Source organism: Halobacterium sp. KA-6, from assembly GCF_021029015.1.
Lineage (GTDB): Archaea > Halobacteriota > Halobacteria > Halobacteriales > Halobacteriaceae > Halobacterium.
The window spans coordinates 175,693-202,017 of sequence record NZ_JAJJZH010000004.1 but is presented as its reverse complement, the minus strand read 5'-3'; the positions used below and the strand labels follow the sequence as shown (position 1 = coordinate 202,017).

At 61.0% G+C, this 26,325-nt stretch carries 26 protein-coding genes; 6 read left to right on the top strand and 20 right to left on the bottom strand.

What is annotated here, in order from left to right:
• Nucleotide 1 precedes the first annotated feature (1 nt).
• Entirely contained in the window at nucleotides 2-1,015 is a 1,014-nt protein-coding gene (locus LPA46_RS10745) for an aldo/keto reductase (protein ID WP_230892494.1), read from the top strand.
• Nucleotides 1,016-1,048: 33 nt separating this feature from the next.
• The gene (locus tag LPA46_RS10740) at nucleotides 1,049-1,732 is read left to right on the top strand and encodes a flavodoxin (protein WP_230892493.1); all 684 of its coding nucleotides are present in this window, start codon (nucleotides 1,049-1,051) and stop codon (nucleotides 1,730-1,732) included.
• 50 nt (nucleotides 1,733-1,782) lie between these two features.
• Here the strand turns inward: LPA46_RS10740 and LPA46_RS10735 are convergent, their stop codons facing one another.
• From LPA46_RS10735 to LPA46_RS10670, 14 genes are all read right to left on the bottom strand, one after another.
• Entirely contained in the window at nucleotides 1,783-2,652 is an 870-nt protein-coding gene (locus LPA46_RS10735; protein ID WP_135806875.1) for a hypothetical protein, read from the bottom strand.
• Nucleotides 2,649-3,599, bottom strand: coding sequence for a helix-turn-helix domain-containing protein (locus LPA46_RS10730; RefSeq protein WP_135806876.1), 951 nt, complete (start codon nucleotides 3,597-3,599; stop codon nucleotides 2,649-2,651). Before LPA46_RS10730 ends, LPA46_RS10735 begins: the two co-directional genes overlap by 4 nt.
• Nucleotides 3,600-3,746: 147 nt before the next feature.
• Nucleotides 3,747-4,142 (bottom strand): DUF7567 family protein, encoded by a 396-nt coding sequence (locus LPA46_RS10725; protein ID WP_135806877.1) that lies wholly within the window; start codon nucleotides 4,140-4,142, stop codon nucleotides 3,747-3,749.
• A 78-nt stretch (nucleotides 4,143-4,220) separates the two neighbouring features.
• Complete coding sequence (locus LPA46_RS10720) at nucleotides 4,221-4,586, bottom strand: DUF7568 family protein (protein WP_135806878.1); 366 nt, start codon at nucleotides 4,584-4,586, stop codon at nucleotides 4,221-4,223.
• A gap of 3 nt (nucleotides 4,587-4,589) precedes the next feature.
• Nucleotides 4,590-5,081 (bottom strand): hypothetical protein, encoded by a 492-nt coding sequence (locus tag LPA46_RS10715; RefSeq protein ID WP_135806952.1) that lies wholly within the window; start codon nucleotides 5,079-5,081, stop codon nucleotides 4,590-4,592.
• 108 nt (nucleotides 5,082-5,189) lie between these two features.
• A complete protein-coding gene (locus LPA46_RS10710) occupies nucleotides 5,190-5,612 on the bottom strand; it encodes a hypothetical protein (protein ID WP_230892492.1) in 423 nt (140 codons plus the stop codon).
• A gap of 121 nt (nucleotides 5,613-5,733) precedes the next feature.
• A complete protein-coding gene (locus tag LPA46_RS10705) occupies nucleotides 5,734-8,106 on the bottom strand; it encodes a heavy metal translocating P-type ATPase (protein WP_230892491.1) in 2,373 nt (790 codons plus the stop codon).
• 60 nt (nucleotides 8,107-8,166) lie between these two features.
• Nucleotides 8,167-8,916 carry a helix-turn-helix domain-containing protein gene (locus tag LPA46_RS10700; RefSeq protein ID WP_006183449.1) on the bottom strand — a complete coding sequence of 250 codons (750 nt, stop codon included), beginning with the start codon at nucleotides 8,914-8,916 and terminating at the stop codon, nucleotides 8,167-8,169.
• Nucleotides 8,917-8,977: 61 nt separating this feature from the next.
• Nucleotides 8,978-9,262 carry a hypothetical protein gene (locus LPA46_RS10695; RefSeq protein WP_006183450.1) on the bottom strand — a complete coding sequence of 95 codons (285 nt, stop codon included), beginning with the start codon at nucleotides 9,260-9,262 and terminating at the stop codon, nucleotides 8,978-8,980.
• A 37-nt stretch (nucleotides 9,263-9,299) separates the two neighbouring features.
• Nucleotides 9,300-9,962, bottom strand: coding sequence for a DUF6735 family protein (locus LPA46_RS10690; protein ID WP_006183451.1), 663 nt, complete (start codon nucleotides 9,960-9,962; stop codon nucleotides 9,300-9,302).
• A 68-nt stretch (nucleotides 9,963-10,030) separates the two neighbouring features.
• Entirely contained in the window at nucleotides 10,031-10,411 is a 381-nt protein-coding gene (locus tag LPA46_RS10685; RefSeq protein ID WP_006183452.1) for a hypothetical protein, read from the bottom strand.
• A 116-nt stretch (nucleotides 10,412-10,527) separates the two neighbouring features.
• The gene (locus LPA46_RS10680; RefSeq protein ID WP_230892490.1) at nucleotides 10,528-10,707 is read right to left on the bottom strand and encodes a hypothetical protein; all 180 of its coding nucleotides are present in this window, start codon (nucleotides 10,705-10,707) and stop codon (nucleotides 10,528-10,530) included.
• A 141-nt stretch (nucleotides 10,708-10,848) separates the two neighbouring features.
• Complete coding sequence (locus LPA46_RS10675; protein ID WP_230892489.1) at nucleotides 10,849-11,736, bottom strand: biosurfactant protein 1; 888 nt, start codon at nucleotides 11,734-11,736, stop codon at nucleotides 10,849-10,851.
• A 289-nt stretch (nucleotides 11,737-12,025) separates the two neighbouring features.
• Nucleotides 12,026-12,652 carry a hypothetical protein gene (locus tag LPA46_RS10670; protein ID WP_230892488.1) on the bottom strand — a complete coding sequence of 209 codons (627 nt, stop codon included), beginning with the start codon at nucleotides 12,650-12,652 and terminating at the stop codon, nucleotides 12,026-12,028.
• A gap of 279 nt (nucleotides 12,653-12,931) precedes the next feature.
• Between LPA46_RS10670 and LPA46_RS10665 the strand changes: the two genes are divergently transcribed.
• Both LPA46_RS10665 and LPA46_RS10660 read left to right on the top strand, forming a co-directional pair.
• A complete protein-coding gene (locus tag LPA46_RS10665; protein ID WP_230892487.1) occupies nucleotides 12,932-13,105 on the top strand; it encodes a hypothetical protein in 174 nt (57 codons plus the stop codon).
• A gap of 131 nt (nucleotides 13,106-13,236) precedes the next feature.
• Entirely contained in the window at nucleotides 13,237-13,644 is a 408-nt protein-coding gene (locus LPA46_RS10660; protein ID WP_230892486.1) for a hypothetical protein, read from the top strand.
• Nucleotides 13,645-14,252: 608 nt separating this feature from the next.
• Here the strand turns inward: LPA46_RS10660 and LPA46_RS10655 are convergent.
• The 3 genes from LPA46_RS10655 to LPA46_RS10645 form a co-directional block, all read right to left on the bottom strand.
• Nucleotides 14,253-14,663 carry a TRAM domain-containing protein gene (locus tag LPA46_RS10655; protein WP_230892485.1) on the bottom strand — a complete coding sequence of 137 codons (411 nt, stop codon included), beginning with the start codon at nucleotides 14,661-14,663 and terminating at the stop codon, nucleotides 14,253-14,255.
• A gap of 54 nt (nucleotides 14,664-14,717) precedes the next feature.
• On the bottom strand, nucleotides 14,718-14,870 hold the full coding sequence (locus LPA46_RS10650) for a phage terminase large subunit family protein (RefSeq protein ID WP_230892484.1): 153 nt from the start codon (nucleotides 14,868-14,870) through the stop codon (nucleotides 14,718-14,720).
• A gap of 801 nt (nucleotides 14,871-15,671) precedes the next feature.
• Nucleotides 15,672-16,598: a transcription initiation factor IIB gene (locus LPA46_RS10645; protein WP_230892483.1), complete on the bottom strand. Its 927-nt coding sequence runs from the start codon at nucleotides 16,596-16,598 to the stop codon at nucleotides 15,672-15,674.
• 981 nt (nucleotides 16,599-17,579) lie between these two features.
• Between LPA46_RS10645 and ppc the strand changes: the two genes are divergently transcribed.
• Nucleotides 17,580-20,273 (top strand): phosphoenolpyruvate carboxylase, encoded by a 2,694-nt coding sequence (gene ppc / locus LPA46_RS10635; protein WP_230892482.1) that lies wholly within the window; start codon nucleotides 17,580-17,582, stop codon nucleotides 20,271-20,273.
• 512 nt (nucleotides 20,274-20,785) lie between these two features.
• Nucleotides 20,786-22,897 carry a S9 family peptidase gene (locus LPA46_RS10630; protein ID WP_230892481.1) on the top strand — a complete coding sequence of 704 codons (2,112 nt, stop codon included), beginning with the start codon at nucleotides 20,786-20,788 and terminating at the stop codon, nucleotides 22,895-22,897.
• A gap of 44 nt (nucleotides 22,898-22,941) precedes the next feature.
• Here the strand turns inward: LPA46_RS10630 and LPA46_RS10625 are convergent, their stop codons facing one another.
• From LPA46_RS10625 to LPA46_RS10615, 3 genes are all read right to left on the bottom strand, one after another.
• Nucleotides 22,942-23,340: an acyl-CoA thioesterase gene (locus LPA46_RS10625; RefSeq protein WP_006183374.1), complete on the bottom strand. Its 399-nt coding sequence runs from the start codon at nucleotides 23,338-23,340 to the stop codon at nucleotides 22,942-22,944.
• 185 nt (nucleotides 23,341-23,525) lie between these two features.
• Nucleotides 23,526-25,712 carry an LUD domain-containing protein gene (locus LPA46_RS10620; protein WP_006183375.1) on the bottom strand — a complete coding sequence of 729 codons (2,187 nt, stop codon included), beginning with the start codon at nucleotides 25,710-25,712 and terminating at the stop codon, nucleotides 23,526-23,528.
• Nucleotides 25,713-26,219, bottom strand: coding sequence for a LutC/YkgG family protein (locus tag LPA46_RS10615; RefSeq protein ID WP_006183376.1), 507 nt, complete (start codon nucleotides 26,217-26,219; stop codon nucleotides 25,713-25,715).
• Nucleotides 26,220-26,325 lie beyond the last annotated feature (106 nt).

The window sequence follows — 26,325 nt, the reverse complement described above, 5'->3', positions numbered from 1 at the left end:
CATGGAATACACGACTCTCGGTTCGACCGGAATGGAGGTCAGCCGCATCTGTCTCGGCGGGATGAGTTTCGGCGTGAGTGACTTCCACGACTGGACGCTCGACGAGGAGGGCTCGCGCGAAATTATCGAACGCGCGATTGACCTCGGTATCAACTTCTTCGACACGGCCAACGCGTACTCAAATGGAGAGTCCGAGGAGATCATTGGGAATGTTCTCGGAGAGTACGACCGCGACGAACACGTCGTCGCCACGAAATGCTACTTCCCCACGAACCTCTTCTCCGATGCAGACGAACCGCACCCGAACGCGTCGGGACTCTCCCGGAAGACTGTCGAGCAAGAACTGGAGAATTCGCTAGACCGACTGGGGATGGATACCATCGACCTCTACCAGATCCACCGGTGGGACTACGAGACACCCATCGAGCAAACGCTGCGTACCCTTGATGACGCAGTTCGACGCGGGAACGTTCGATACATCGGCGCGTCGTCGATGTGGACTCACCAGTTCGCCGAGGCACTGTACACCAGCGAGCACCTAGATCTTGAACAGTTCATGACGATGCAGGACCACTACAACCTCGTCTACCGCGAAGGCGAGCGGGAGATGTTCCCCTTCTGCGAGAAAGAAGACATCGGCGTCATCCCGTGGAGTCCGCTCGCACAAGGATACCTCACCCGCCCCCACGAAGAGATGACGGCGACGACCCGCGGCGAAGAGCTCACCGAGACGCACGAGGAATACCGGATGGGCGGCGGACCGGCCGTCAACGAGCGCGTCGAGGAACTCGCTGCGGAGAAGGGGGTGACGATGGCACAGCTCTCGCTGGCGTGGTTACTCTACCAGGACGTCGTTGATGCACCGATCGTCGGCACCACGAGCGTCGAACATCTCGAACAAGCCGTCGACGCACTCGATATCGACCTGACGGATTCAGAGCTAGAGTACTTGGAAGAACCGTACGAGCCCCTGCCGATTGCCGGCACTCCTGTCCCTGGGTCGGAAGCCAACTAGAGCTCGATGATCTGTGGCTTCAGTCACTCCATAATGAGAGAGAATACCCTACGTACTTCGGACGATTCGGAGATCGATAGAACGAGTCGGCGTAAACTGCTAGGGGCAGCTGCAGTGGCAGGAGGTGGCTTCCTTGCGGGATGTATACACCAGAGCGGGTCCGAGACGGAAGAGCAGAATACCCCCTCCCAAACTGCGGATGAGGACAGCGTACTGATCGTGTTTTTCTCTCGTACGGAAAACACCCAAGCTGTCGCTGAAATCATTCAGCAAGAAGTGGGTGGAGAGCTGTTCGAAGTGTTGCCGGCAGACCCGTACCCCGTCGATTACGACACGCTCGTCTCACAGGTAGACCAAGAAAACGAAGAGGGCTACACCCCGCCTCTCCAATGTAACGTGGAGAATATCGAGGCGTATGACACCGTATTTTTCGGTGCCCCGACGTGGGATATGCAGTTGCCACCGCCGATGAAGACCTTTCTGAGTGAACACGATTTGGGCGGGAAGACTGTGGTCCCGTTCAATACGAATGGTGGGTATGGCGTCGGGAGTAGCTTTCAAACGATAGAAGACCGCTGTCCAGATGCCGATGTACGGGAGGGCTTCTCCACGAGGGGTGGGTTGGAGAGAGATGGTGTGTACCTGGCAATCAAAGACGATCGGCGGGAGGAAGTCAGGGCGGAAGTGACTGAGTGGTTACAGAGGATTCAGATGTAACCTCAGCCTTGCCGGTGCCGCGGCCGCACCCCTCTCATGGAATTGTTGCGTCACCGAAGTCGAACCGTTTCACCATCATACTCGAGAATATCCTTCGTGACCAGTCGCTCAATCGCGTCATTGACGGCGTCCTCTTGATCGCCAGAAAGCGCCCGCACATTCGAAAGGGCCCGCTCTTGAATTGCTTCGACGCCGTTGATGCCCTCGTCAACAGCTTTCAATATGGTGTACTCGATCTCGAATGCTGTCGCGAACGTTTCGATGCGGTCGATGAACGCATCCGGGAGCCCGGACAATGAGTTCACCGCTATTTCGATTGCGAATAGCGGGTGGGAGCGGTCACGGATCTGTCGTGCTTCAGTGGAGCCAGTATTGAACGGTCGCTGATCGTCAATCTCCGTCAGAATCACCTCATAGTCTAACCCACGCTGGGCATACGTTCGCATATCTTCGATGTCGCGGCGTCGGCCACTCCCCAGATCTCCGCCGGAGACCGCTTTTAGCAGAAACATATCCTCATCGGAGAGAATGTGTGCTGTTGCGTGACGGCCGGTCCAGAACTCTTCAGCCCGGTCGTGCATTCGGTCGGTGATCCACACTTTCCCGACGACCTGCCGTTCGAAGAGGTCAATCTGGAGTCCACGCTCTGCGTGATGCAGTTCGACGGTTTTCCCGACGCCCTCAAACGACTCTGTTGGCTCGCCGACCACTGAGAATCCCTTGGATGTGAGCGTCTGATAGACGTGTTCGAACTCAGAGACCACACCAAGCGCGAGGTCGATATCCTCCGTCTGGTCTTTCAACCCGTGAACTGTCATCGCCGATCCCCCAAGGAGATACACAGTTACGGACTCTGACAGCCAGCTGTCGAACTCTTCGAGAAACGCCCTGATTGCCTCGCTACCACTAAATACAGTCATGCGACTCCGTACTGCTCTTTGAGTGCCCTGAATTCTGCTTCACTCGGGAGGACGACAGGAAGGTCCTCAGCGATGTCGAACTCTCCTTGGAGTGACCGATACATCGCAGTCACCGTAGACTCTAGACCATACCACTGCGAAGTCCTTGTCAGCGTCTCTTGGCCGATGTCCGATGTCTCGATCAAGAGCATTGCATAACTGACACGGCGGGACCCGCTATCGAGGACGAGCGTGTGGCACACTACGTCGGCAGGTGTGAGTTCCATGTCTGGAGCATACCAGAACGCGGGTTCGCCAGCGAGGAAAAATTGCAGGCCGTACTCGGCAAACCGAGCAAGCCCGGTCAGTTGCCAGTCGGTGGCGCCCTCGAGTGCCTCCGTATCCTCGGCTGTCTGCACGCGGACGAGTGCTCGCTTCGGATCACACCATTCGACGGTCGCACTCGGTGCAAGTCTTCGGACGCGCGACCGGTGCTCGTGCCGGACGACTGCACGAGCGAACGTCAGCAGCGGCGAGAGGTCCTCACTCAACGCGTACTCCGGGCCGGAGGGGGATAGCATCGAGCGATGTTTGAGCGGTGACAGCGCCTTGTGGGCGCCTTGCCGAGTAATCTTGAGTCGCTCAGCAATCTCAGACACACGTCGGGGCTCGTCGAGATACCAGCATACCCGGAGTGTAGCCGGCGAGAGAAGGTCGGGCCATTCGACGTGTCCAAGTTCGGATCGAAGGGCCCGGTACGCTTCGACGACTGGGTGGTCTGTGAGGGAGACCTCCCGCTGGTTGTTTGCCCCACGGTGTTCGGCGAGCAACCCCGATTCGAGTAGCTTGTCGAGTACGTCGTAGAGATGAGTCTGCGAATATTCGGTTTCCATCGCGAGATCAGCTGCTGTGGCTTCCCGGCCGGTGCTCAACGCGTCGATGACGGCGAGTCCAGCCTTAGTGAGCATCTGTGTCTACTGTAAGAACCATACCTATAAATACGTTTGCTGATTTAGGTTGACGACAATCGATTCAACAACGATTCGTCAATGCGATCTGCGAGCGCAGTCTCCAATGATCTGTTGAGTTACTATCTGAATGGGGAGCGAACATCGCTAAGCCAGATGTGACACCTCATCTGGTTCCTCCACATCGTCGAATTCGCCACGTTCGACCGGCTCCCAGTCCTCATTTGGCTTCGGACTCCACCAGTCGACCTCATAGTCGTCTGGGGCACCGAGGACCTTCACCCGTGCCGACCCATCGGGTAGGTCGCGACGGAGCTTCTCGTCGACGTGGAGGTTCCACGTCGAGTGGGTGTCGAAGCAGGCGAGGACGGCCTCCTCGTAGCCGCGTGTCTCTCGGGATTCTTGGAGTTCGACCTGCGTGTTGCAGTTCTTGCAGAACACACCCTCGAACAGAATGTGACTGAATACCTCGTGCCCGCAGACGGGACACCAGAGGAACTCGAACAGTGCTTCGCTGTGACGGTCGATGACTTCCAGACTCATCTGTGAACCTGGCCCGATTGAGACGGGCCACCCCTCTCGGCCCAAAAATAAACGCCCTCGCAGATGCACCCTTATCAATCAGCGCTCGGCGCCGTACACGATTCTCGAGGATGCTTCGTACCCACAGCTCCGACACTCAAACCAGCGCTGAACTTTCGCGCCGTCAGCCGTTTTCCCACCGATTGCCACGTCGCTACTCGGACACTCGGGACAGCTCAGCTCGGGCGCTGGCCGGTCACGGAGCTCGTCACGGAACGATTTCGCGTCTTTCGTCTCGTACCCCCGCGACCACACCGGGTAGCCGTCGACGAGGATTGCGCCACGCCACTTGTAGCGGTACGAGTCCGGGGCTCGGTGTAGGACAGCCCGAGCGCCGGTCTCCGTATTCCGGTATGCGAGTGTGGGCGTGCGGCTCTCGCGCTTCCAATTTGTGATCCGGGACATCTGTTAGAAGTGGACGTCGGCGGGCACGATCCAGAGCTCCTCGCTCACCTCCAGCACTCGATCCAGGTGGTCACGGTGACGGATCCCGTTCGCGTATTCGTTGTACAGGAAGATCGTCGGACCATCGTACGCACCGACCTTGTGGAAGGCGTGCCGGGCGAGGTCCTCGTCGCGCATGATCTCCTCGTCGGAGAGCTCGTCGATGGCCTCCTTCACCCGGCTGAGATTCCGCTCGAACTCCTCTTTCGTCGCCTCCCAGCCACGCTCAAGCAGGTCTTGGCCGTCATCGGAGTCGATGGGGGCTGCAGTCGGCAACTCACCCCATCGCGCCTTCCCCGCAACGGACGTATCCTCCTCATCGAACGTGATGTAGTAATCGAAGACGGCGCCGGCGTGTGGGTCCGCGCCGACCAGGCGGTCGAACACCGTCTTTCCGGTGGCCAGTGCGTCGTCGTGGGTCGATTCTTCTACCAGAGCGTAAATTACCATGTGCATCTCGAACACCTCGAAACGCCGACGCACCGGGAGTGATTGCTCGCTCGCTCCTGCTGCGCCGGCACCCATCGCCGGCGCTCGAAAAACTCTCCTCGTGACGGAGGATTCTCAGGCCTCGTCCGCTCGTCCGACAGTGATGGTCAGGTCGCCCGACGCGTAGTCAGCCTCGAAGTCGACCACGAACGCGTCCGCCTCGTAGGCGGCGTGGTAGGCGCGGTGGCGTTGGAGTGAGCCTGTCGCCTTGAAGTGGAAGAACGCGGCCGCCGTGTAGGGCTTGCTCTGTGTTTCGACCTGCGACTCGACGGATGCGGGGAGCGCGATTTGTGGTGTGTCCGTGTCGATACTCGCAGCGAACGCCTTCGCTTCCTCGACGGTGGCTTGCGAATGGGCTGGTGTCTCGCCAGTGAGCACGTTCACCGGTGTTTCCGTCTCGTCGGTGAACAGGGCGTCTTCGAAGGTGTGTGTCCCGAGGATCGCCTCGGGATCCAACTCGCAGTCGTGAAACGGATCGTTGTCTGGATTCTCGGGCATCAAATCACGAGCCAACGGTGGGGCTCAGTCCTTTCTGCCCCAGACAAACCACAACTTGTCTCGATGTAGCGGAGGTAAGTCCCGAAAGAAGAGCGCCCTGCCCGCCTTTTCGGCCGCAGAATCAGGTGTCGGAGAACCGGTCGGGCTCGATTCGTGACAACCGCATCGCGTTCCCGGTGACGCCGAGGCTCATCCCCATATCTCCGACAACGACTGCCAGCGCAACGCTGACCAGGCCCAGCGGCACGCCTAACGCGAGCAGAAGCTTCACGCCGAGGCTCGCCCAGATGTTCTGCCGGATCACGCCGTTGGCCGTATGCGACAGGTCGTACAGGTACGGGAGTTTCCCGATGTCGTCGCCCATCAACGCAATATCAGCCGTTTCGAGGGCGGTGTCGGTGCCCGCCGCGCCCATCGCGATGCCGACCTCCGCAGTGGCCAGCGCGGGGGCGTCATTGATGCCGTCGCCGACCATCGCGACCTCCCCGTACTCCGCCTGTAACTCCTCGACTGCGTCGACCTTCTCGTCGGGTAGGAGTTCGGCGCGATATTCATCGACACCGACCTGCTCGGCGATGGCGCGGGCGGTGCCCTCGTTGTCCCCGGTCAGCATCACCACGCGCTCGACGCCCAGCTCGTGCAGGCGTTCGACAGCCCGCTTCGAGGCCGGGCGCACCTCGTCGGCGATGGCGATTGCACCCAGCAGTTCCGACTCCGTCCCGACGATAACGACCGTCTTGCCCTCCCGCTCCAGTGAGGTGAGCGCGTCCTCGGCGAACGCCCCGTCGTCGGCCTCGGTCGCCTCTTCCGCCACGACGCCGCCGTCTGTCTCGCGGCGTGCTCGAGCGAGGTCGAAGCCCAGCTCCTCGAAGAGCGCGGGCTTGCCCGCATAGTACGTCTCGCCGTCGATCTCGCCCCGGATGCCCTTCCCCGTGAGGCTCTCGAAGCCACTCGGGTCGGGCAGGTCGCCCACGCCCGCCTCCTCAGCACGGGCGAGAATCGCCGCAGCGATGGGGTGCTCACTGCGCCGCTCCAGCCCGGCGGCGCGACGGAGCAGATCATCCTCAGTGGTGTCGCCGACCGGGACGACATCGGTGACGGCGAGTTCGCCCTTCGTGAGCGTCCCCGTCTTGTCGAGCGCGACGGCATCGACTTCGCCCATCGCTTCGAGGTAGTTGCCGCCCTTGATCAGGACGCCGTTCTTCGCGGCGCTGGTGATGCCCGACACCACCGAGACGGGTGTGGAGATGACGAACGCACAGGGGCAGGCGATTACCAGCAGGGTGAGCCCGCGGATGAACCAGGTCTGCCAGTCGCCGGCGAAAGTGAACCCGTACCCGGCCACGTCCACCGAGATGGGGTCGGCGATAACCAGCGGCGGGATAGCGGCGGTCAGGATTGCCAGCACGACGACGAGGGGTGTGTAGTAGCCGGAGAAGCGGTCGACGAACTGCTCAGACTCGGTCTTCTTCGCCTGTGCGCCCTGTACCATCTCGATGATGCGCGAGAGCGTCGAATCGCCAGCGGTCGAGGTGACCTCTACCTCGAGGTACCCCTCTTCGTTGATCGCGCCGGCGTAGACCTCGTCGCCGGCAGTCTTGTCGACGGGGACGCTCTCGCCCGTGATCGGCGACTGGTCGACTGCACTCTCGCCGTCGATGACCGTTCCGTCGAGCGGAATCTTGTCGCCGGGGCGGACGACGACGGTCTCGCCAACGTCGACCTCCTCGGCGGGAACGGTCACTTCCTCACCATCGCGAAGGACGGTCGCCTCGTCGGGCGAGAGTTCCATCAGCTCGCGCAGGGAGTCCCGTGCCCTGTCCATCGCGTAGTCCTCGAGCAGCTCGGCGATGCTGAATAGGACGGCCAGCGTGGCGGCCTCGACGAAGTAGCCGATACCGGTCGCCGCGATGATCGCCGTCCCCATCAGCAGGTCGATGTCGAGGCTTCGGTTCTTCGCGGAGTAGTACCCGCTACGGACGACGGGGATGCCGCTGGCGGCGACGGCGCCGAGGAACAGGACATCTGCGATGTGGAGCGGGTACTCGAGGACGCTCGCCACCGTGACGTTCTGTCCGGTGAGGAGGAATTCGAAGAGGAGGCCGAGCGTGACGAACGCCGCGCCGAGCCACGTCTTCTTCGCGCGAGGACTCGTCCAGACCTCCGATGGTGGCGCGATGTCGACGCCGTCGGTCGCCTGGTTGTCCTCATCATCGCCCTCAGCGTCCGAGCCCCCGACGACCTCGTAGCCGGCGCCTTCAATCGCCTTGATTACGTCGGCTTCGCTAGTCCGATCAGGGTCGTACGTGACGTTGGCCGTGCCGGTGGTCGGCTGGAGCGTGGCGTCAGTAATGCCGTCGACACGCTGGAGGCTCTTGTCCACCTTTTGGGCGCAAGAGGGACAGTCCATCTCGGGAACGGCGAGGCGGGCGGTCAGCTCACGTCGCTGTCCGCCGCCGCTCGTTTCTCCTGCTGCGTCCGGATTCTCTGTCATTACCTCACGGTAGGAGTGGGAGTTCCATATGTCTTTGTTGGAATATTCCAACTGCGGCCCTCAGTGCGATGCCAGCCGTTCTTCCGCTACCCGCTCGCCGGCGACATGTTGCTTCGCCAAATGTTCTTCCGCCCGACGGAGTCGGTAGGTGAGTGTTGACCGTGGCACGTCGAGATGCTCGGCGAGTTCGCCGACGTCGACCTCGCGGGGTGACTCGTAGTAGCCGTGTTCGACAGCGGCCTGGAGTGCGGCCTCCTGTGCTGGCGGCAGGCCGCTCGGTGTCCCGTCGCCTCCCCCAGCTGATGTCGTCGTATCCGCGGTGCGGAGCATCTCCATCTGGGCGCATTCCCCGACGGCAACCCCGAGGGAATCGAAGAACGCCGCCACATCGCCCTCGTCGGAGTGAATGAGCCGCCACGTGTAGTGGCGGCCCTCGTGACGGGTCTCGAACAGCACACCGTCGCCGAGGTGGTCGCGGGCGATGTGGGGGACTGAGGCACAGGCAGGGGTCCGCTCCCAGTCGGAGTAGAGGATGAGCGTGTCGTCCGTGCGGTCGAGGACACGGGTGGTCTGGGTTGCGCCGCAGTCCTCGGTGGCGAGACAGTCGGCGTAGTAGTCGCTGTTGCGAAACGCGTCCTCGATGGCGTCGAGTGCGTCCGGAGTGCCGGTGGCATGGTCGACTCGCCAGAGCTGGTCGGCAGTGGCGTGCAGCGAGAGTGAACGAACGCGAGCGTCGGGGTGGTCTGCGAGGGCGTCCGCCACCCTGTTGCAGCCGGGCTCGTATTCGAGAGCGAAGACGAGTTCGCGCATACCCCGACTAAGGCCTGCCACGACATAACCCATGGCTTGGGGCGATGTCTACTGGCGGGTATCAGATCACGTCGTCCGGGTCGTGAACCTCCTGCATTCGCTGTGCTTCGGCCGCGTATTGCTCCTGGAGGTCGGGGTCATCGACCATGCCAAGATTGCCGGGTTCAGCATCGACTGCTGCTGTCGTATCTCGGACGTCGGTGAAGGACGTGAGTGCGCGTTCCTTCCGATAGTACTGTTCTCCATCGGGTGTTGCGTAGGTGAGGATGATCAGGTTCTGCTCGTCATCGGAGTACGTCCGTTCGACAAGCCAAACACGAACGTCATCTTCAGACTGATTTGACATACTTAGACGTCCCCCGATATCCACTAAGGGATTGGTGTTACGGCTTGCCGAGACTCGCTGTCTCGAAGGGTGATTCTCCGGTCGGAATGAGCAGCTCCTGTCGGTCTCCGACCCGCTCAGCGAGCTTCCGTTTCAGATACTGTATCGCCGTTGACGGCGTGAAGACGCCCTTATCGAGCATGTCGCCGACGACGTCTTTGAGGGCCGCGAACTGTCCCTGTAGGTGGCCGTCGCCGACCGGCTTGCCGTCGTACCAGCGCACCGTCGCGAGCGCGCCGTTCCCGACGGTCTCTCCCTGTTCGACCGTCTCCGAGTCGTACTGCAGCCCGAACCACAGCGTCCGATAGGCGGTCACCTCGAAGGTGGGTGACACCACGAAGATCGCCTCGTGGTGGAGATAGTCGAGGTGGTCCGCGACGATCTCGTCGAGGGTGAGCCCGGTGGCACGGGGCTTCGGCTTGACGACCGACGACGGACGATCCTCGCCGGCGAGGTAGCCGTCGACGCCATCTGCTTCGAGGCCATCGGCCAGTTCCGCCAGCAGCTGTTTCGCCCACTTCGAGTCGGTGTCGTCGCCACCGAACGGTGTTTCGGCCGAGATTCGGTGCTTGAGCTTGAGATTCGCTGCACCCCAATGGCTGTAGTGGAGCGTGTACTGTCCGTCTGTGCGTTCGTACGCAACGAGTGCGCGGTGGCCCATTGAACAATCTCCTTGCAGGACGACCCACGACTGGATCGCCCCGCACCCCTCCCGGGGGACGAACAACGCTACTCGTCGATCGGGTCGGGGGAACTGAGGTCCGCGTGGAGGACTTCGCCGTCGCGAACGACGTACCGTTTCGCCAGCACGGGAAACCGGCACTTGGTAAATCCGGCTGTCTGGATGTCGAATTCTTCGTTCGGTTCGAGATACTCCGCGAGCGACCGGAGGAACTCGTGAGTGACGATGCCACCGTCGTAGTCAGGAAGACCGTTCTCACGGGCCTCGTACACTTCGAAGCTGTCGTAGCCCCAGATAACGAGTTCGCCGTCGTCGTCCACTTCCCAGTTGAGCGTCCCGAAGCAGTGGTTCTCACAGAGCTCGCGGACTGCCTGTGGATCCGATACGAGCGCGCCGGTCGATGTCGTTGCGGCTTGGAGTGTTGCCATGGGTTGTTCTCGGGAGCGGTCTCGCGCCCCCGCACCCCTTCAAGGGGGCAAACAACCGCTCACGCTGTGACGGCCACAGGACACTGCGTTGCCGACGCGTCGTGCTGTCCGGATTCTTATTTGGCGTCACCGTCCCTCGTCGTATTCGGTTGGGTGAGAACATCCACCTGCTCGAGGAGCGTCGTCGCGGTGCTAATTCGCTCTCGATCAGCGGGATCCAATTGGTCGACGTCGATACTGGTGAGGCTGCTGAGCGCGCGGTGGAGTCGATAGCCGGGGGTGTCTCGTGGGTCCATGTGTGCGCCTCCGCCAATTTACGGCGCAAAAAACACCGGCGGGCAGTCAGCGGGGCGGTCCGGGAGTGATCACGGACTGGCCTCCAGTTAACCAACAGAACGAATCGATATCAGGATCCGTTGGTTAAACTGGCACCGTCTCTACTGACTGGCTTCGGGTTCGGGCCCATAGCGAGGTGTCCCGCACCGCTGACACTCCCACATAGGCTGCCCGGTCCACTCGTCATCGGGGACCGTCTCGAGTTCGCGGAATCGATGCTTGGTCTCCCGATCACACTCCCGACACTCGAGGTGAGTTCTGTTTGGGCGCTCGCGTCGTGGCTGTTCGGTATCGGTCTTGTCAACGGATTCCTGGAGCGCAATCGCTGGCACCAGCCAGAGGTCGTCGTCTACGTCCTCACGTAGGCTTGCAAGATGATCTTCGGAGTGAACCTCACTCCCGGTTTCGTCGTAGAGGAACGTCGCGTGCTCGCCGTCGTGACCCGACGTCATTGTCTCTGTCGGCGATGTCTGGTCGCGAGCAGCCGCGAGCAGCTGATTACCACATTCAGACGTGATCCGTGTTGCCGAGAGGAGCGAGGGCCACTGATCGACAAGCTGTGGGGCCGGTTCCTCGTCGAGATCGTAGATTAGCTTGCAGTCATCGACTACTGGGTCATCATCTCCCTTCGCGAGGAGGGTGGCCGAAGCAGATCCCTTCCCGACGGCGCCGTAGAACGTCGACGCCTCAACGAGCAGCTGGATGACGTGGCGGTGAGTCCGTTCGGCAGTCGATGTGTCCTGATCATCGGCTGCTTCGAGATGGTTCGTGAGACAGAACCGGCACTTCGACTGGCCAGCGGGGATTGACGCTCCACAGGAATTGCACTCGGTCTCATCTGCAGTCGGGTCGTCTGGATAGCTCGCGTCGACGCCACCAGAGCGTTGCCGCCGGGGCTGGCCACTACTACTGGCGAGTTGGTCGTCGGGAACGTGGGTCGCTTCGCCGAGCGGTCGGAGGGCTTCGTAGTCGGCGTACTGATCGGTCATAGAGTATTCTGGCCGTATCATGCTTCGTCTTCGGGTTTAAACAATAGCTCTCACATCAATTAGCCTACAGACAGGAGGTGTCATAGAACGGTTCGGCTCTATTGAAATCCTCAACCGATAACATATTCTGACGCAGGTCGGTAAGTACAGGGGACGGATGTGACGCTACGGAGTAGGAACCACCCAGTCCTTGTCAAGAATCGTGGCGGATACAGAGGGTGAATTCAGTAGTTCAGTACTGGATCAACATATAGCAGAGAGCCAATAAACGGGAGTAGCCCGACGTGCTTTACGCAGCTCTGTCGATCGGTCGCTCCGCAGGCTCGGTCGGAGTGGACTCGTCATGGAGAATGTAGCCAATGGCTAACATGGCCATGGCCTGTAGACTTCCGAGGAGGAATGGTGCCCATGAGGGAGTCCACGGGCCCAAGAACGCTACACGGGTTATGTTCGCAGCGAAGAGGACTGCCGGCACGAATAATAGAACTCCGAGGGACTGTGGGTATACGTCAGTCCGCAGGCTTGCGATACCGACGAGAAGAAATCCGAGGACAATCGAGGCGATATTCAGTAGCTGGGCGGCTTCAACCCAGGCTGGGGGCGTTATCTCCACGAACTCAGCGATACCTAACACGAACGTCAGAGTGAATCCTACCCCGCCGAGGACTGCAAAGATACTACCGGCGCGTGCCAGCCGGGGACTTCGGTCCGTGAGCCCGGCGCACAACCCAAAGAGGCCCAGGAAAGCGAGAGTGAATCCAGCACCAGCCAAGATATTCCGCGGGGAAGACATATCCATGAGCCCGATGGCGGCCAAGCTCGCCGCGAAAGCGACTAGGACTACCCCACCAAGGAGAAATAGCGTCGGACTCCACTGTTCGAGTAATTTCATATATGAAGAGGTGACTCGTCCCATGGATCGAAATCATAGCTGACTGTTATAACTTTTCGGGGATGAATAAGTTCTCACCGCTGCGCGATACGCGCTTTGTATTGCAGCACGACTCTACCAACATCACACATAACTGAAGGAGGTATCAGCGTTAGATTCGCACATTCACCTACCGGGTGTTTCAGTCCAAATCAGCTGAGGAGAACTCGCCTCGATGTGGTGATCAGATTCGGTAAGTACAGGTGGAACACGCATCGTTTCATATGGACAACCTATTTACTGCGCTGGGTATTCGGTCGAAATATGCTTGACTCCCCACACGTTCGCTTTATTATCAGCTTCCTCGTCGCGTTTCCGCTCTCAGCGATTATTTCGCCACCCGATATATTCGGACAGCTGTTCGTCCTCGTACTCCTCGTAGTGGTCGCGTACTACCTGAGCTACAAAGGCGGATACGATGCTCTCCTAAGCAACTGACTCGATATATTCGCACACCTATTGAGCAGCTGTTTCACTCCAAATTCGCTGGTAAGAACCTACCTTGCTGTGGTGCGTGACTTCGCTAAGTACAGACAAAATATTTACTAATCACGGACATTTCATAATATATGCGACCGAACCTCGGGCGTGTTAAACAGACTGAAAGCTGGGGGCGGTCGCTCCTCAGTAGCACCGTAGCCAGTCTCGTCTACACTGGGCTCGTACTCGGCTACGTGTACCTCTTGTCTCCCTCGACCACCATTCATGGGCCAGTCTGGTGGGCTGTGCTCTGGTATTCACTCCTGGGATTCGGAACCGTGGGCATCCCGATCCTGCTCTGGCTACAATTCGACCTGAGAAGCCCCGCCGTGTTACTGGCGTGCATCCTCCTGTTCTGTCACACACTCCCACTCTGGAACAATCACGGTGATGCCCCGGGGTTCTCCCTCGTGTTCTACCTGACACCGTTCTACCTCGTCGCGTACGCTCTCCTCGCAGGTGGGGAGCGTTGGCTCCGGAACAAAACGCCCCAGTAAATGCAGTCTGTTCAGTACGCACACCGACTAAGCGGCTGTTTCACTCCAAATAGGCTGGTAAGAATCCGCCTCGATGTGATGCGTAGCTTCGGTAAGTACAGTTGAATCAGTTATCGGATTCCGCTGCTCCATCTCCACGACGACGGAGAAGAATACTAATGATAGCAACAATAGCGACACCTGCGATGAGCTTTGACCGTGACATACTGAATTAGTCTACGTACTACCGCATAAAAAGTGTACGGCTACCGTAGAACGGGTGACAGCGTTCCGCTCCGAGTAGCCCTATCTTTGTGTAGCTTGTACTGTCTTCTTTAAGTGTGAGTATACAAAATGCGCCACCTACTGAGCGGCTATTGCACCGGACACACTGGTGAAGAGAAGCGCACTAGAAGTTAATCGTCGGCACACTATACCTCCAGGATTTCACCAATAAGAGCCAGTGATACGACTGATATCGTTCTCTCCGAGTCTACTAGTAGTTACTGTATATGGAACGCCCTCTCCCCGAAAGTGTCACTGAGTGTGTGGCTGCACCACACCAATCGTCTACTAGGACGAGCTCACGGGCCAGCACTCGCTCAGACAGATATCGGACCCGGGAATTGTTAGTCGTGATTTTCGCGCTCGGTGATCTCGGCAAAGGCAACGTTCTCAGTGACGTCGGTGATTTCGACGGTGACACGCTCGCCGCGCTCGGTATCAGGGACAATGACGACGAAGCCACGCTCGACACGCGTGATGCCGTCTCCTTGATCGCCAATATCTTCGATTTCGACGGTACGCTGCTCGCCTTCGGCAACCGGTGGCGTGCTCGGCGTCTGCCCGCGCTGTGAGTCGGTGGGAGTCTCGGCAGCGTCGTCGGTGGCTGATGCTCCGAGAACAGCCACGCGGTACGTGTCGCCCTGCTGCAGCTCGCCACGGTCTATCTCGCGCTCGGGAATCTTAATGAGATACGTCCCGTCTTGCTGTTCGACAGCGCCAGCGAATAGACACCGCAGTTGGGTGGGAATCTCCATTACTCGTGTTCTGATCGAGATACGCAGTGAAGCCCACTTGAGGCTGCGGTCTGGCTACTCCGGCGCGACGACGTCTCCACACGATGGACACTCTGCCCAAACGCCGTCAGTCCCGTCGTCTTTATTGTATTCAACAAGCAGCCACGCAGAGGTAATCGGGTCGCCACAGTCCGGACACTGACCAAGCGACGAGTCATCGGTAGGCATGCCTAGGGGTGAAAGGAGCGTGTGACAGGTCCTTCCACGTGGAGTTCACTCCGGTTGGAAGATAAGCCTTTGGCGGGTTTACTGGTTGTACACCCCCGGATTTCCGGAGAAAATCCCGCACCAGTACCATTAACTCACTGCTGCCGGAATATCGGATACTCATGAGTGTCCGTGCGGTACTCGCTCAGCTACTCCCCGGTGACGAGCCGGAGGTCGTCGTTGAGTGCCGCCACTGCGGAACGAAGCTCCCACCAGACGCAGATCAATGTCCTGACTGTGGATCAGACGAGATCGGGCACCACCGGATTTCCGAGTAACTGATCGTGCTCCTCGGCAGCGAGCGTCATCAAACGGCACACACACCGTCTATGACTACCCCGACAAACGGTAAGTACAGGGAAAGCACCTATCGCTCAGCATAGACAGAAGAACTATCCATTCGTTCCGAGAGCGACCAACACGAATGACCTCAGACGAACCGTCTGTTCACACCGATCGCAGTTTCGGACCGATACGGATTGTGCCGGCATCAGTCGGTTGGCAACTACTCGGGGTCATACTGGTGTTCATTGGATTTGGTGTTTCATTCCCTGCCGTTTACAGTATCTCCAGTACTGCGATGATTCTCTATGTTGCTCTCGGCGGCATTTTTGTCCTCAGCGGCTTGTACCTCAGTGGAGTTCGCGTTCGATAAGCAGGCTTGCTTATCGGCGTGTTCACCGTAGAGATAGATGAAATCAACTTCGCTGAAAGCGTTCTATGACAGCCTCTACAGACAACTGAAAATCAACAGTAGAGGCGTTAGACAGCCAGTTCGTCCAGTGTGTCGCGGTGGGTCCGAACGGTGACCGCTGAGACGTTCGCTACTTCAGCGATGTCCGACTGGGTGAGCCACCGCCCGTCTTCGCGTCCGGCTTTGTACAGACAGGCTGCAGCGAACCCGGACGGCTGAACCCCCGTGGTTGCCCCGGTCGATTCGGATGCTTCCGCCAGCTGCCGAGCCCGCTGCCGGATCTGATCGGAGACGTCGAGCTCCGACGCCAACCGTGGAACGAACGCACTGGGCGTCACGGGCTGGGCAGGAAGGCCAAGCTCCGTATTCAGCGTCTTGTACGCGTTCGTCACTCGCGATTGCTCGACGCGCGCCGGGTCGGTGACGTCCTCGAGGGTTCGCGAGAGTTCGTCGCACCGACAGGCGCCGTAGACGCTCGCGGTGGCCATCGCTTCGATCGACCGGCCCTGCAGGAGGTCCTCGTTCTGAGCGCTCCGGAAGAGCTGGCAGGCCTGGTCACGGATCGTCTCGGACAGTTCGAGCGCACTACTGACCCGGCGGACTTCACTAAGCCCGTGTGCGAGGTTGCGTTCCGCTTTCGACCGCCAGCGACCCCGAGTCTGCTCACGGCGCATCCGCGCGAGTCGCCGTCGCTTCTGCCCAGAGATCTCGTTCCCCTTCGCGTCGGTGCCGCGACCGATCTCCGTCGATAGGCCGCGATCGTGGCGAGCCGCAGTGAGTGGGGCGCCCGTTCGTTCACACTCCTCGTCGTCGTACGCCCGCCACTCCGGCCCGTGATCGATGCGCTGTTCGTCGATGACCAGGCCACAGTCCTCGCAGACCGTTTTGACCGCGTTCGTGGTGACCCGGCCGTCGCACTCGGGACACTGGTTCGCACTCGATTCCGTTCGGACGTCCTCGTCGAAGCCCGTTTCGTAGATGTCTCTGGTTGCCATCGTTCTCACCGTGTTCAGGGAACTCGCCAGTACAGCGAGCCCCTCACCCATTGAGGGGCAAATAGAATATGGGGAGAGACTGATGCACCTACTGAGGAATTTAGAGTGATTGAATCATAGTGTTATAGCGATTTATGGGTTTTAAGGAGCCAGCGCCCTCGGAAGTAGGACACAACCTACGAACACGAACTCAACTACCAGCATTCAAGCGGAATCCCTCCAACGTAATTAAGTTACTACTCCGAAAATTATATCCTCGATAGAAGGTCGTGTTAACTTAGGCATGATTCCACTAGACGGTGTAGGCTTGTAACTACGTTTCCGCGGTCGATGAATCGACGTGGCTGAACGAAAGACACGTTCGACTTGATTTCTGTAGCTGTGGATCTCGACGCGGTATTCAAGCCTTTCTCGACGGAGCGCGCCCGCGATATCGGCTGCGACATCGACGAGAAACACAGAGCCGGAGACATCGTGTTTCTCACACAACTCGATGAGAAACGCTCAACCGATCGGGATTGTATACGTCGGAAAGAGCCGCGAATGAAGGATTCTGTTCGTCTGCGGATCGACTGCAGCGTACAGCCAGTGTTCCTTGAGTGCTCTTCGTCGTTGACCCAGATCCACTCCGGCTGGCTGTAAATTGGCCTTTCAAACCTAATTGTGAACTGCAGTGCGACCCCGTTTGACACCCAACTCCTCAAGAAGAATACCTGTATTTGGAAGTGATAATCCAGCAAGATGGTGGCGGATACCCGTTTCAATGATCTCGCGGGGTGTCCGCTCTCGCTCCACAAAACCAAAGTTAATCCACTCGGGACACTCGCTGAGGCGGTCGGTTTCGGTCATAGGAATCTGAGACTCTGACCGCCTCTTCCTTAACACGACGGTGAAGAGCGGCGAAAGCTGTGAGCCACAATCTAGTTGATCTGGCGGTGCTACAACCAAACATCCATTAGGATGGAATTACGGGTTGACTGCATGGAGTTACATGGTCGGAGCGTGCGGCAGGACGTCCGCGAACTCGGTGAGACTCTCGGGGATGTCATCGCCGGCCACGCATCGGATATCTCGTTCGAAGCCGTCGAAACAGCCCGTACCGCCGCCATCGACTATCGTAGCGGTGACGCACCGGACCGACGACCACTCGAGCGATCACTCAGACAGAACCCAGAAGACGTCAACACGGACATTGCCCGCGCGTTCACGAACTACTTCGAACTCATCAATCTCGCCGAAGAACGCGAACGCATCCGAGCCCTGCGCCGCGGCGAACACGAGGGGAGCCTTGGGGACAGTCTCCGCGCAGCCGTCGAAACCCTCGCCAACGAGGGCGCACCACCCGAAACCGTCGCCCGCGTCCTGGAGGACGTTCGCGTCAAACCGACCTTCACCGCGCATCCCACCGAGGCACGTCGCAAGACCGTGAAGGCCTCCCTCCAGCGCGTCAGCGACCTCATCAAGGAACTCGACGAACGTCGCCTCACCGACCAAGAACGCAAAGTCAAACTCGAGCGCCTCGACGCCCTCGTCGAGAGCCTGTGGACGACCCGCCAAGTCCGCGAACGACGGCCGGAACCGTTTGATGAATCCCGAAATGTCCACTGGTATCTCGCTAACGTCATCTTCGACGTCGTTCCCCAGGTCTACGAGGAACTCGAAGACGCACTCGAGGCCGAGTACGACGATCCACCCGAGGTTCCCCATGTCCTTGACTTCCGATCCTGGGCTGGCAGCGACCGCGATGGCAACCCCTACGTCACTCCCGAAGTCACCGAGAAGACCCTCGGCCGCCAGCGCCGACTCGTCCTTGAGCGCTATCAGGAGGCCCTCGCCGACATCGCCGGCGTCCTCAGCCAGGACGCCACCCGCGTTGATGTCAACGGCCTCCCCGAATCCCTCCAAACCGACGCCCATGCTGTCCCCGGCGTCGTCGAACGCGCGAACGAACGCTACCCCGACGAACCCTTCCGCCAGAAGGTCGCCGTCATGCTCGAACGCGTCTCCCGCGTCGACGACGTCCGACCCGGAGGCTACGAGGATTCGGCGGCCTTCCACGGCGAACTCGAACGCCTCACCGAGGCACTCCGGAACACCAGCCTCGACGACGTCGCCACGGAGTACGTCGACCCACTCATTCGGCAGGTCGAGACCTTTGGCTTCCACCTCGCCGCCCTCGACCTCCGCGACCACCAGCAGATGCACACCGGCGCCCTCGAACAGGCCCTCTCTCAGAAGAACATCGACTACACCGGGATGAACGAGGGTGAGCGCGTGGAGTTCCTCACGGAGGCCATCCTCCAGGACCAACCCGTCCTCGACCTCACCGATACCGAGGGGCTCGACGACGACGCGAGCCGCGTATTTCGCCGCTTTGACGCCCTCGAGAACTGGCAGCGCGAGTACGGCCCCGAGGCCATTGACATGTACGCCATCAGCATGACCGAGGAACCCAGCCACGTCCTCGAAGTCCTTTTCCTCGCCGACCAGGCTGGCGTCACCTGCCTCCCCGACCACGCCGGTATCGACATCGTCCCCCTCCTTGAGACCGAATCCGCACTCTCCGGCGCCCGCCGCATCATGGGCACACTTTTCGAGAACGACGCCTATACCCAGAGCCTCCAAGCCCGCGACGGCGTCCAAGAGGTCATGCTCGGATACTCGGACTCCAACAAGGAGAACGGCTTCCTCGCCGCGAACTGGGAGCTCGACCGCGCCCAGCGTCGCCTCGCCCAGATCACCGACGACTATGGGGTTGGTCTCCGCTTCTTCCACGGCCGCGGCGGCTCCATCTCCCGTGGTGGCGGCCCCATGAACGAAGCCCTCCTCGCCCTCCCCAAAGAGACCGTCTCCGGCGAGGTCAAGTTCACCCAACAGGGCGAAGCCATCGCCGAAACATATGGGAATCCGCGCATCGCTGAGCGCGAACTCGAACAGATGCTCAACGCCCAGGTCCGGTCCCGGCACGCCGCTGTCACCCAGCCAGATGACCGTCTCCCTGGCCACTGGGAGGACGCCATGGACATCATGGCCGAAGCCGCCCGCGATGCCTACCGCGACCTCCTCGAAACCGAGGGATTCGTCTCCTACTTCGAGCAAGCCACCCCAATCACCGTCATCGAACAGCTCAACCTCGGCTCCCGCCCCGCCTCCCGAAGCGGAGAGCGCAGCGTTGAGGACCTCCGCGCTATCCCCTGGGTGTTTTCCTGGACCCAGTCCCGCTGCATCATTCCCGGCTGGTATGGCCTCGGCACTGGCATCCAGACCTACCTCGACAAAGGCGGCGACCTCCAAGTACTCCGCGAGATGTACGAGGGGTGGCCTGTCTTCCAGACTACCCTCGACAACGCCGCGCTCAGCCTTGCCCGCACCGAGATGGAGATCGCCAGCGAGTACGCTAACCTCGCTGAAGACGACCTCCGCGAGGAATTCTTCCCACGCATCCAGGCCGAGTACGAGAATGCGAGCGGCCACGTCCTCGCCACCACCCAGCGCGACGACCTCGTCGACCGCCCGTGGCTCCGAGAGAGCCTCAACCGCCGCAATCCCTATGTTGACCCACTCAACTACCTCCAGATTGACCTTCTCAACCAAAGCCACCGTACCAATCAGGCAGAACGCACACTCCGCCTGACGGTCAAAGGAATCGCCGCCGGCATGAAGAGCACCGGCTGAAAATTTTCACCGGCAACTTCCAGACGACGCCACAATCAAAGAAGTCATTCTGAAAAAGTAGAAAATCGGTGACTAGACAGTTCGTATCATCGTTGACTATGATGTGGACCACCCGAGAAATCTACCGCCGAAGACACCGACGTGAAAGACACCGTCGGGATTAACCTCGGTATCACGAAGTTCATTCACGACGCAGACAGCCAAGCGTTCCGGTAGACGAGCAAGTAGAACGCGCTTGAATCGAGAAATGGAATCAAGCGCTCGAGGGAATACGAATCGAACAACTGGACCAAGGCAAGACCACACTTAGCGCGAGCGTACAACCGTCTTTCGAACAAGCGTCGGCGTATCGAGAAGTACTCACTAACGCCAAAACGCAACAGTTTGACGCGGTGTTCCTCGAAGATACGAGGTAATCCAAACATTCGAACGGTTCGGTGAGAAGAATGGCTGTCACGTTGTCCTGGTTCCTAGGAGTGAACACCAAATCCCCGCGCTCGGTACGCGACCCCATGCCGGACGAGATACCGCTCGAGACCCACTACGACCTCCAGCTGCCGAATGACGTCGCCGTGGCCCCGGATGGCGACCGGGTCGCGTTCGTCGCCGACGAGTTCGACGAAGCCGACGACGAGCGCCACAGCACGCTGTACGTCGCCCCGGCCGACGGCTCTCGCGAGCCGCACCGACTCACGCGCGTTTCGGAGGCGCAGTCACCGAAATGGGGGCCGCAGGGGGACCGCCTCGCGTTCCTCGCGTCGCGCGAGACCGATTACGCCCGTCGCCAGGGACGCGAGGACGACGCTGCGGACGAGGAGGAGGCCAGCTCCGACGACGGAACTGGCGGGGACGATGGGGACGAGGGACCCGAAACGCAGGTGTGGTGCTTCGACCTGTCGCTGGGCGGCGACGCTGAACAGGTCACCGACTTCGACGAGGGCGTGCGGGAGTTCGACTGGGGGCCCGACGGCGACCGCATCGTCGTCTCCGCCCGGGATCCGACCGAGGCGGAACAGGAGTACCTGGAGCAACGGGAGGAGGGCGGCCCGATCGAGACCGAACGCCTCCAGCACAAGTTCGACGGCGTCGGCTTCACCGACACGGTGACGACGTACCTGTTCGTCGTCGACGTCGCGACCGGCGAGCGCAGGCGGCTCGACGACGCCTACGGCGCCGGCTCCTCGGAACCCCTGATGGGGCTCCAGCCCGCGTGGGGCCCGGGTGAGCGTATCGCGTACGTCTCCGTCGACGTGAACTCTCCCGACGTCGACGCCGACGACCCCGACGATACGCTCGTCGTCGACGTGTTCACCATCGCGCCCGACGGCTCCGAGCGACGGACGGTCACCGTCGGCGAGCAACGCTGCTCGGACCCGGTCTGGTCGCCCGACGGCGACCGGCTGGCCTTTGCCGCGGGCAACCCGACGAACTGGTACCAGCCGACCGAAGTGTACGTCGCGCCTGACGACGAGACGGCGATCCCGTATTCGGTCTCCGCGTCGCTGGATCGCACGGTCGCTCGCTTCGGCGCGCCGCGCTGGCAGGACGACGACACGATCGTCTGCCCGTTTGCCGACCAGGGCAGGACCCGTCTCGTCGAGCTCGACCCCGACGAGGACGCCCCGACGCGCGTGTTCGACTCGCAGGGCCGCGACCGTGACCTCGGGCGATTCGACCTGGCCGGCGGCACCGTCACCTGCACGCTCGCGAGTCCCAAGGGCGGATCGGACGTCTACACCGTCGCCACCGACGACCTCGAAACCGGCGAGGAGGAGGACCTCACCCGCGTGTCGCTGCTCAACGAATCGTTCCTCACCGAGTACGAGCACCCGATGACCGAGCGCGTCACCTTCGAGAACGAGGACGGCCGCGAGGTCGAGGCCATCGTCTACCTGCCGCCCGGCTTCGACCGCGAGGACCCCGACGCGGCGCCGACTATCGCCGCCATCCACGGCGGCCCGATGTCGTACGACGCGCCGACGTTCTACTTCCCGCACGCCTACTGGTGCTCGCGCGGCTACGTCGTAATCCGCGTCAACTACCGCGGTTCGACCTCCTACGGCAGCGAATTTGCCGAGACGCTCTACGGGAGCCGTGGCGAGCTGGAGAGCGACGACGTGATCGGCGGCGTCCAGCACCTCGTCGACCGCGGCTGGGCCGACGAGGACCGACTGTTCGTCACCGGCTTCTCCTACGGCGGGATCACGACGGCTCACATCGTCGCCCGCACCGACGAGTTCGCCGCCGCGGCGCCCGAACACGGCATTTATGATTTCTACTCGACATTTGGCACCGATGATAATCACAATTGGCACGATTGGGAGTTCGGCATGCCGTGGGAAAACGTCGAGACGTACCGCGAAATTTCCTCGCTCACGCGCGCCGGCGACATCGACACCCCGCTCCTCGTCACTGCCGGCGGCGAGGACTGGCGCTGCCCGCCGTCCCAGGCCGAGCAGCTCTACGTCAGCGTGAAAAAACAGGACGTCCCCGCGCGGCTGGTTATTTACGAGGACGAACACCACAACATCGGGGATCCGTCGCGTGCGACCCATCGCGTCGAGGAACTGACTGACTGGTTCCGGCGGCACGACCCAGCCATCGAGACCGAGGACGGGGACTGACACACGGCAGGAGGAGTCGACGTCGGGCTTCGCAGCCTCGGCGGTTACAGGTCGTGATACGATTCGATCGTCCCCCGCCAGTCGGACGGGATCGGCCGCGATTCCTCGTTTTCGGCATCGTACAGCACCTGAACGGTGTCCGCCGTCGCCGCGATCTCCTCCTCCGTTCGGATCTCGTACTCCATCGGGATACTCGAGGTGCCGAGTTCCGGCACGTCGACCGCGACGGTAACCGACCCCTGGTCGAGTTCGACGGGCGCCCGGTAGTCGATCGAGAGCGATGCGAGGACCGACGCGGTAGTATCGAGTGACCGCCCGAGTACCTCGGCGAAGTATTCGACTCTCGCCTGTTCGAGATACGTCGCGTACACCGCATTGTTCACATGCCCCATCGCGTCGATGTCCCGGAACCGAACGTCGATCGTTGTAGTGAACCGGCTCATACCCGCAGTGTCGTGACTACCTATATCAGACCGTCGAACCCGCACAGCTTTGCGGCGGGTGCGAAACGAACTCTCTTCGCACAATTACGGCGGATACCCCCGATAGCGTATGCCCGCTCCCGGAACCCGCCATCCACGGAGTCCCTCCAGGAACGACCCGTTGTGGTCTCTCCGCTCTCGGCTCGTCACTGCGTGTCGAGTAGCCGTACGGGGTGTGCAGGCCGACGCGTGAGCAGTGCGTCGAGTTGTTCGAGACACGAGGTGCCGCTGGCCACGACGGTGCGGTCCGCATTCTCCTCCGTCGTGAACTGGTCGACGAGTTCCTCGCCGACGTCTACGCTGAGCTCGTAGTACTCGGACTTGTAGCCGAAGCTCCCGGCCATCCCGCAACACTCCACGTCCGAGGTCGTGACGTCGAACCCGCAGTCCTCGAGGACCGCAACCGTGTAGGGCTCCAGATCGAGCGTGCGCTGCTGGCAGTGGCTATGATAGGCGATCTGATCGTCGTCGCCGCCGGGAAGTGCGTCGACGTCCGCGCCGTTCTCGAGCAAGCCGTAGACGTACTCCATGATCTCGTAGCTGTTGTTCTTCAGCGCAGCGTGGTCGTCCTCGGGGAGGAGCCGTTCGTACTCCCGATGGAATATCGCGAGGTCCGAGGGCTCTATGACCACGACGTCGTGGCCTGCCGCGACGGCGGGGGCAAGCGCGTCGTAGACGGCTTCGGCGTTGCCCTGGGCGGTCGTCACCATTCCCTGTGAGAGCGGTGCGCGTCCGCTCTCCCCGGCGGCCGGGACGTCGACGTGGACGTCCAGGGCTTCGAGGACGCGGATGGCAGCTTTACCGCGCTCGGTGCGCACGTAGTTCGTGTACGCGTCGGGATAGATCGCGACCTGCCGGCGCGCCTCGTCGGGGTCCACCCGCGACCCACGGTCCTCGAACCACTCGACGAGGGATTCGCGCTCGAACTCCGGGAGCTCGCGGCGGCTATCGATACCGAGGGTTCGCTCCATCAGGGATCGGGCGGTGCCGGTTTGTGCGACCCAGTTCGAAAGTGGCGCGAACGCCGACCCGAGCTTCGCCAGCGTGTCGAAGTTTCCGAACAAGCGCTTCTGCGGGTCGACGCCGCCGGGTTCCTCGTCCGGGGTGAGCCCCTCGACGAGGAAGTCGAGGTCGCCGTCCTTCCCACGGTTGATGCGGTCGCGGACGACGGTGTTTATCCAGGGGATGTCGATCTTCACCGGACACTGATTCACACACCGACTACAACCAGTACAGAGGTCGTTGAATTCCGCGGCGCTGTCCTGTCCGTGGACGCCGGCCTCCCAGCCGGTGGCGATGCCGCCGGAGTACGTCTCGCCGCCGAACGCGTGCCCGCCGACGTGCTGGAAGTTCGCACAGGAGTTCGCGCACGCCGAACACCGAATGCAGTACAGCGTCTCCCGGAGCTGGTCGTCCTCGCGCATCTCCATCCGACCGTTGTCGATGAGCACGAGGTGGAACTCGCGGTCATCGCCGGGACCAAGTTCGTCACCCTCGCCAAAGGTCGGTGAGTCGCCGGGCGGGGTGAAAAGCGAGACGTAGGAGGTAATGTCCTGTCCGGTTCCCGACCGGCCGATGAGTTCGACGAACGGCTGGAGGTCCTCGATGGTCGGGATGATCTTTTCGACGCCCGCGACCGCAACGTGAGTGTCCGTCGCCTGCACGCACTTGCGGGCGTTGCCCTCGCTCGTGACTAACGCGAGCGTGCCGGTGTCCGCCGTGACGAAGTTCGCGCCCGTCATACCGACTTCGGCGTCCAGGATTTTCTCCCCGAGATACTCGCGGGCGAACTGCGTCAGCTCCTCGGCAGTTTCGAGGGGCTCCTCCGGCTCGAACACCTCGTTGAACAGCTCAGCGATCTCCTCGCGGGACTTGTGGATCGCCGGGGCGACGATGTGTGAGGGCGCCTCGTCGGCGACCTGCAGGACGAACTCGGCGAGGTCGGTCTCCCAGACGTCCGCGCCGCTGGCTTCGAGGGACTCGTTTACCTCCATCTCCTCGCTGGTCATCGACTTCGACTTCACGACGTTGCGACCGTCGGCGACCTCCGTAATGTATCGGTTCGCGTCGGCGGCGTCGTCAGCGATGTAGACGGTGCCGCCGTTGGCTTCGACCGCCTCGGTAACCTGATCGATGAGTTCGGGGAGGCGCTCGATGGCGTCCTCCTTGATCGCACGGGCCTCGTCTTTGAGGCCCTCGTAGTCCTCCAGATCCGCGGTGGACTCGTAGCGACCGTCGTTGAAGACCTGCGTGTTCTCGTGGACGCTGTCGCCCTCGGTGTCGAGGAGGTGGCGGATGCGTTCGGCTTTCCGCTGCCGGTCATCGACGCTCATCTATCTGTCCTCCAGGAGAACGACAGTGACCTCCATCGGGCCGTGAGCCCCCTTCACGAGCGCGCCCATGTCCGCGGTGGCGCTCGGTCCGGTCGCGATGACGGCTTGCCCGGCACCGCTACGGACGTCCTCGGCGAGCCGATCGAACGTCGCGTCCATGTCCGGTAGGACATCGCTAGCGGCGACGACGGCGACGTGTTCGTCGGCGTAGAGGCTGACCGGCTCCTCGCCGTCGGGCCCACCCTGGACGATTACGGATCCGTAGTCGGCGATGCCGTATCCGGCAGCGGTGACGCCGGTTTCCGCGGCCTCGAGTTCCTGCACCGTCGGATCGGTCGCCACGGTGTCCGGCAGGGAGACGTTCTCGAACGGAAGCGGAGTGCCGACCGCGGGAGCGTCGAGAAGCGGAGGAAGCGTTGACTCGAACTGATCGGACGTCGTCCGAACGAGTTCGACCCCGACCTCGTCGAGGGACGACTCGAAGGTCGTGATTGGCTCGGCAGACATATAACGGAAGATTATGAAACAGCCTAATAGATGTTTCCCTCTCCGTATCTGATCGACAGTATATATCATATTCTATTATTAATAGACCATGCTATCCTCACCGTGA

Excerpts from the sequence above, each read along its gene's own strand:
- LPA46_RS10735 (WP_135806875.1), bottom strand. The coding sequence starts at position 2,652 with ATGACTGTATTTAGTGGTAGCGAGGCAATCAGGGCGTTTCTCGAAGAG.
- LPA46_RS10660 (WP_230892486.1), top strand. The coding sequence starts at position 13,237 with ATGCGACCGAACCTCGGGCGTGTTAAACAGACTGAAAGCTGGGGGCGG.
- LPA46_RS10690 (WP_006183451.1), bottom strand. The coding sequence starts at position 9,962 with ATGGGCCACCGCGCACTCGTTGCGTACGAACGCACAGACGGACAGTAC.
- LPA46_RS10670 (WP_230892488.1), bottom strand. The coding sequence starts at position 12,652 with ATGGGACGAGTCACCTCTTCATATATGAAATTACTCGAACAGTGGAGT.
- LPA46_RS10710 (WP_230892492.1), bottom strand. The coding sequence starts at position 5,612 with ATGCCCGAGAATCCAGACAACGATCCGTTTCACGACTGCGAGTTGGAT.
- LPA46_RS10650 (WP_230892484.1), bottom strand. The coding sequence starts at position 14,870 with ATGCCTACCGATGACTCGTCGCTTGGTCAGTGTCCGGACTGTGGCGAC.
- LPA46_RS10730 (WP_135806876.1), bottom strand. The coding sequence starts at position 3,599 with ATGCTCACTAAGGCTGGACTCGCCGTCATCGACGCGTTGAGCACCGGC.
- LPA46_RS10655 (WP_230892485.1), bottom strand. The coding sequence starts at position 14,663 with ATGGAGATTCCCACCCAACTGCGGTGTCTATTCGCTGGCGCTGTCGAA.
- LPA46_RS10685 (WP_006183452.1), bottom strand. The coding sequence starts at position 10,411 with ATGGCAACACTCCAAGCCGCAACGACATCGACCGGCGCGCTCGTATCG.
- LPA46_RS10700 (WP_006183449.1), bottom strand. The coding sequence starts at position 8,916 with ATGCGCGAACTCGTCTTCGCTCTCGAATACGAGCCCGGCTGCAACAGG.
- LPA46_RS10620 (WP_006183375.1), bottom strand. The coding sequence starts at position 25,712 with ATGAGCGTCGATGACCGGCAGCGGAAAGCCGAACGCATCCGCCACCTC.
- LPA46_RS10625 (WP_006183374.1), bottom strand. The coding sequence starts at position 23,340 with ATGAGCCGGTTCACTACAACGATCGACGTTCGGTTCCGGGACATCGAC.
- LPA46_RS10680 (WP_230892490.1), bottom strand. The coding sequence starts at position 10,707 with ATGGACCCACGAGACACCCCCGGCTATCGACTCCACCGCGCGCTCAGC.
- LPA46_RS10745 (WP_230892494.1), top strand. The coding sequence starts at position 2 with ATGGAATACACGACTCTCGGTTCGACCGGAATGGAGGTCAGCCGCATC.
- LPA46_RS10615 (WP_006183376.1), bottom strand. The coding sequence starts at position 26,219 with ATGTCTGCCGAGCCAATCACGACCTTCGAGTCGTCCCTCGACGAGGTC.
- LPA46_RS10645 (WP_230892483.1), bottom strand. The coding sequence starts at position 16,598 with ATGGCAACCAGAGACATCTACGAAACGGGCTTCGACGAGGACGTCCGA.
- LPA46_RS10720 (WP_135806878.1), bottom strand. The coding sequence starts at position 4,586 with ATGTCCCGGATCACAAATTGGAAGCGCGAGAGCCGCACGCCCACACTC.
- LPA46_RS10705 (WP_230892491.1), bottom strand. The coding sequence starts at position 8,106 with ATGACAGAGAATCCGGACGCAGCAGGAGAAACGAGCGGCGGCGGACAG.
- LPA46_RS10665 (WP_230892487.1), top strand. The coding sequence starts at position 12,932 with ATGCTTGACTCCCCACACGTTCGCTTTATTATCAGCTTCCTCGTCGCG.
- LPA46_RS10740 (WP_230892493.1), top strand. The coding sequence starts at position 1,049 with ATGAGAGAGAATACCCTACGTACTTCGGACGATTCGGAGATCGATAGA.
- LPA46_RS10630 (WP_230892481.1), top strand. The coding sequence starts at position 20,786 with ATGCCGGACGAGATACCGCTCGAGACCCACTACGACCTCCAGCTGCCG.
- ppc (WP_230892482.1), top strand. The coding sequence starts at position 17,580 with ATGGAGTTACATGGTCGGAGCGTGCGGCAGGACGTCCGCGAACTCGGT.
- LPA46_RS10725 (WP_135806877.1), bottom strand. The coding sequence starts at position 4,142 with ATGAGTCTGGAAGTCATCGACCGTCACAGCGAAGCACTGTTCGAGTTC.
- LPA46_RS10695 (WP_006183450.1), bottom strand. The coding sequence starts at position 9,262 with ATGTCAAATCAGTCTGAAGATGACGTTCGTGTTTGGCTTGTCGAACGG.
- LPA46_RS10715 (WP_135806952.1), bottom strand. The coding sequence starts at position 5,081 with ATGCACATGGTAATTTACGCTCTGGTAGAAGAATCGACCCACGACGAC.
- LPA46_RS10675 (WP_230892489.1), bottom strand. The coding sequence starts at position 11,736 with ATGACCGATCAGTACGCCGACTACGAAGCCCTCCGACCGCTCGGCGAA.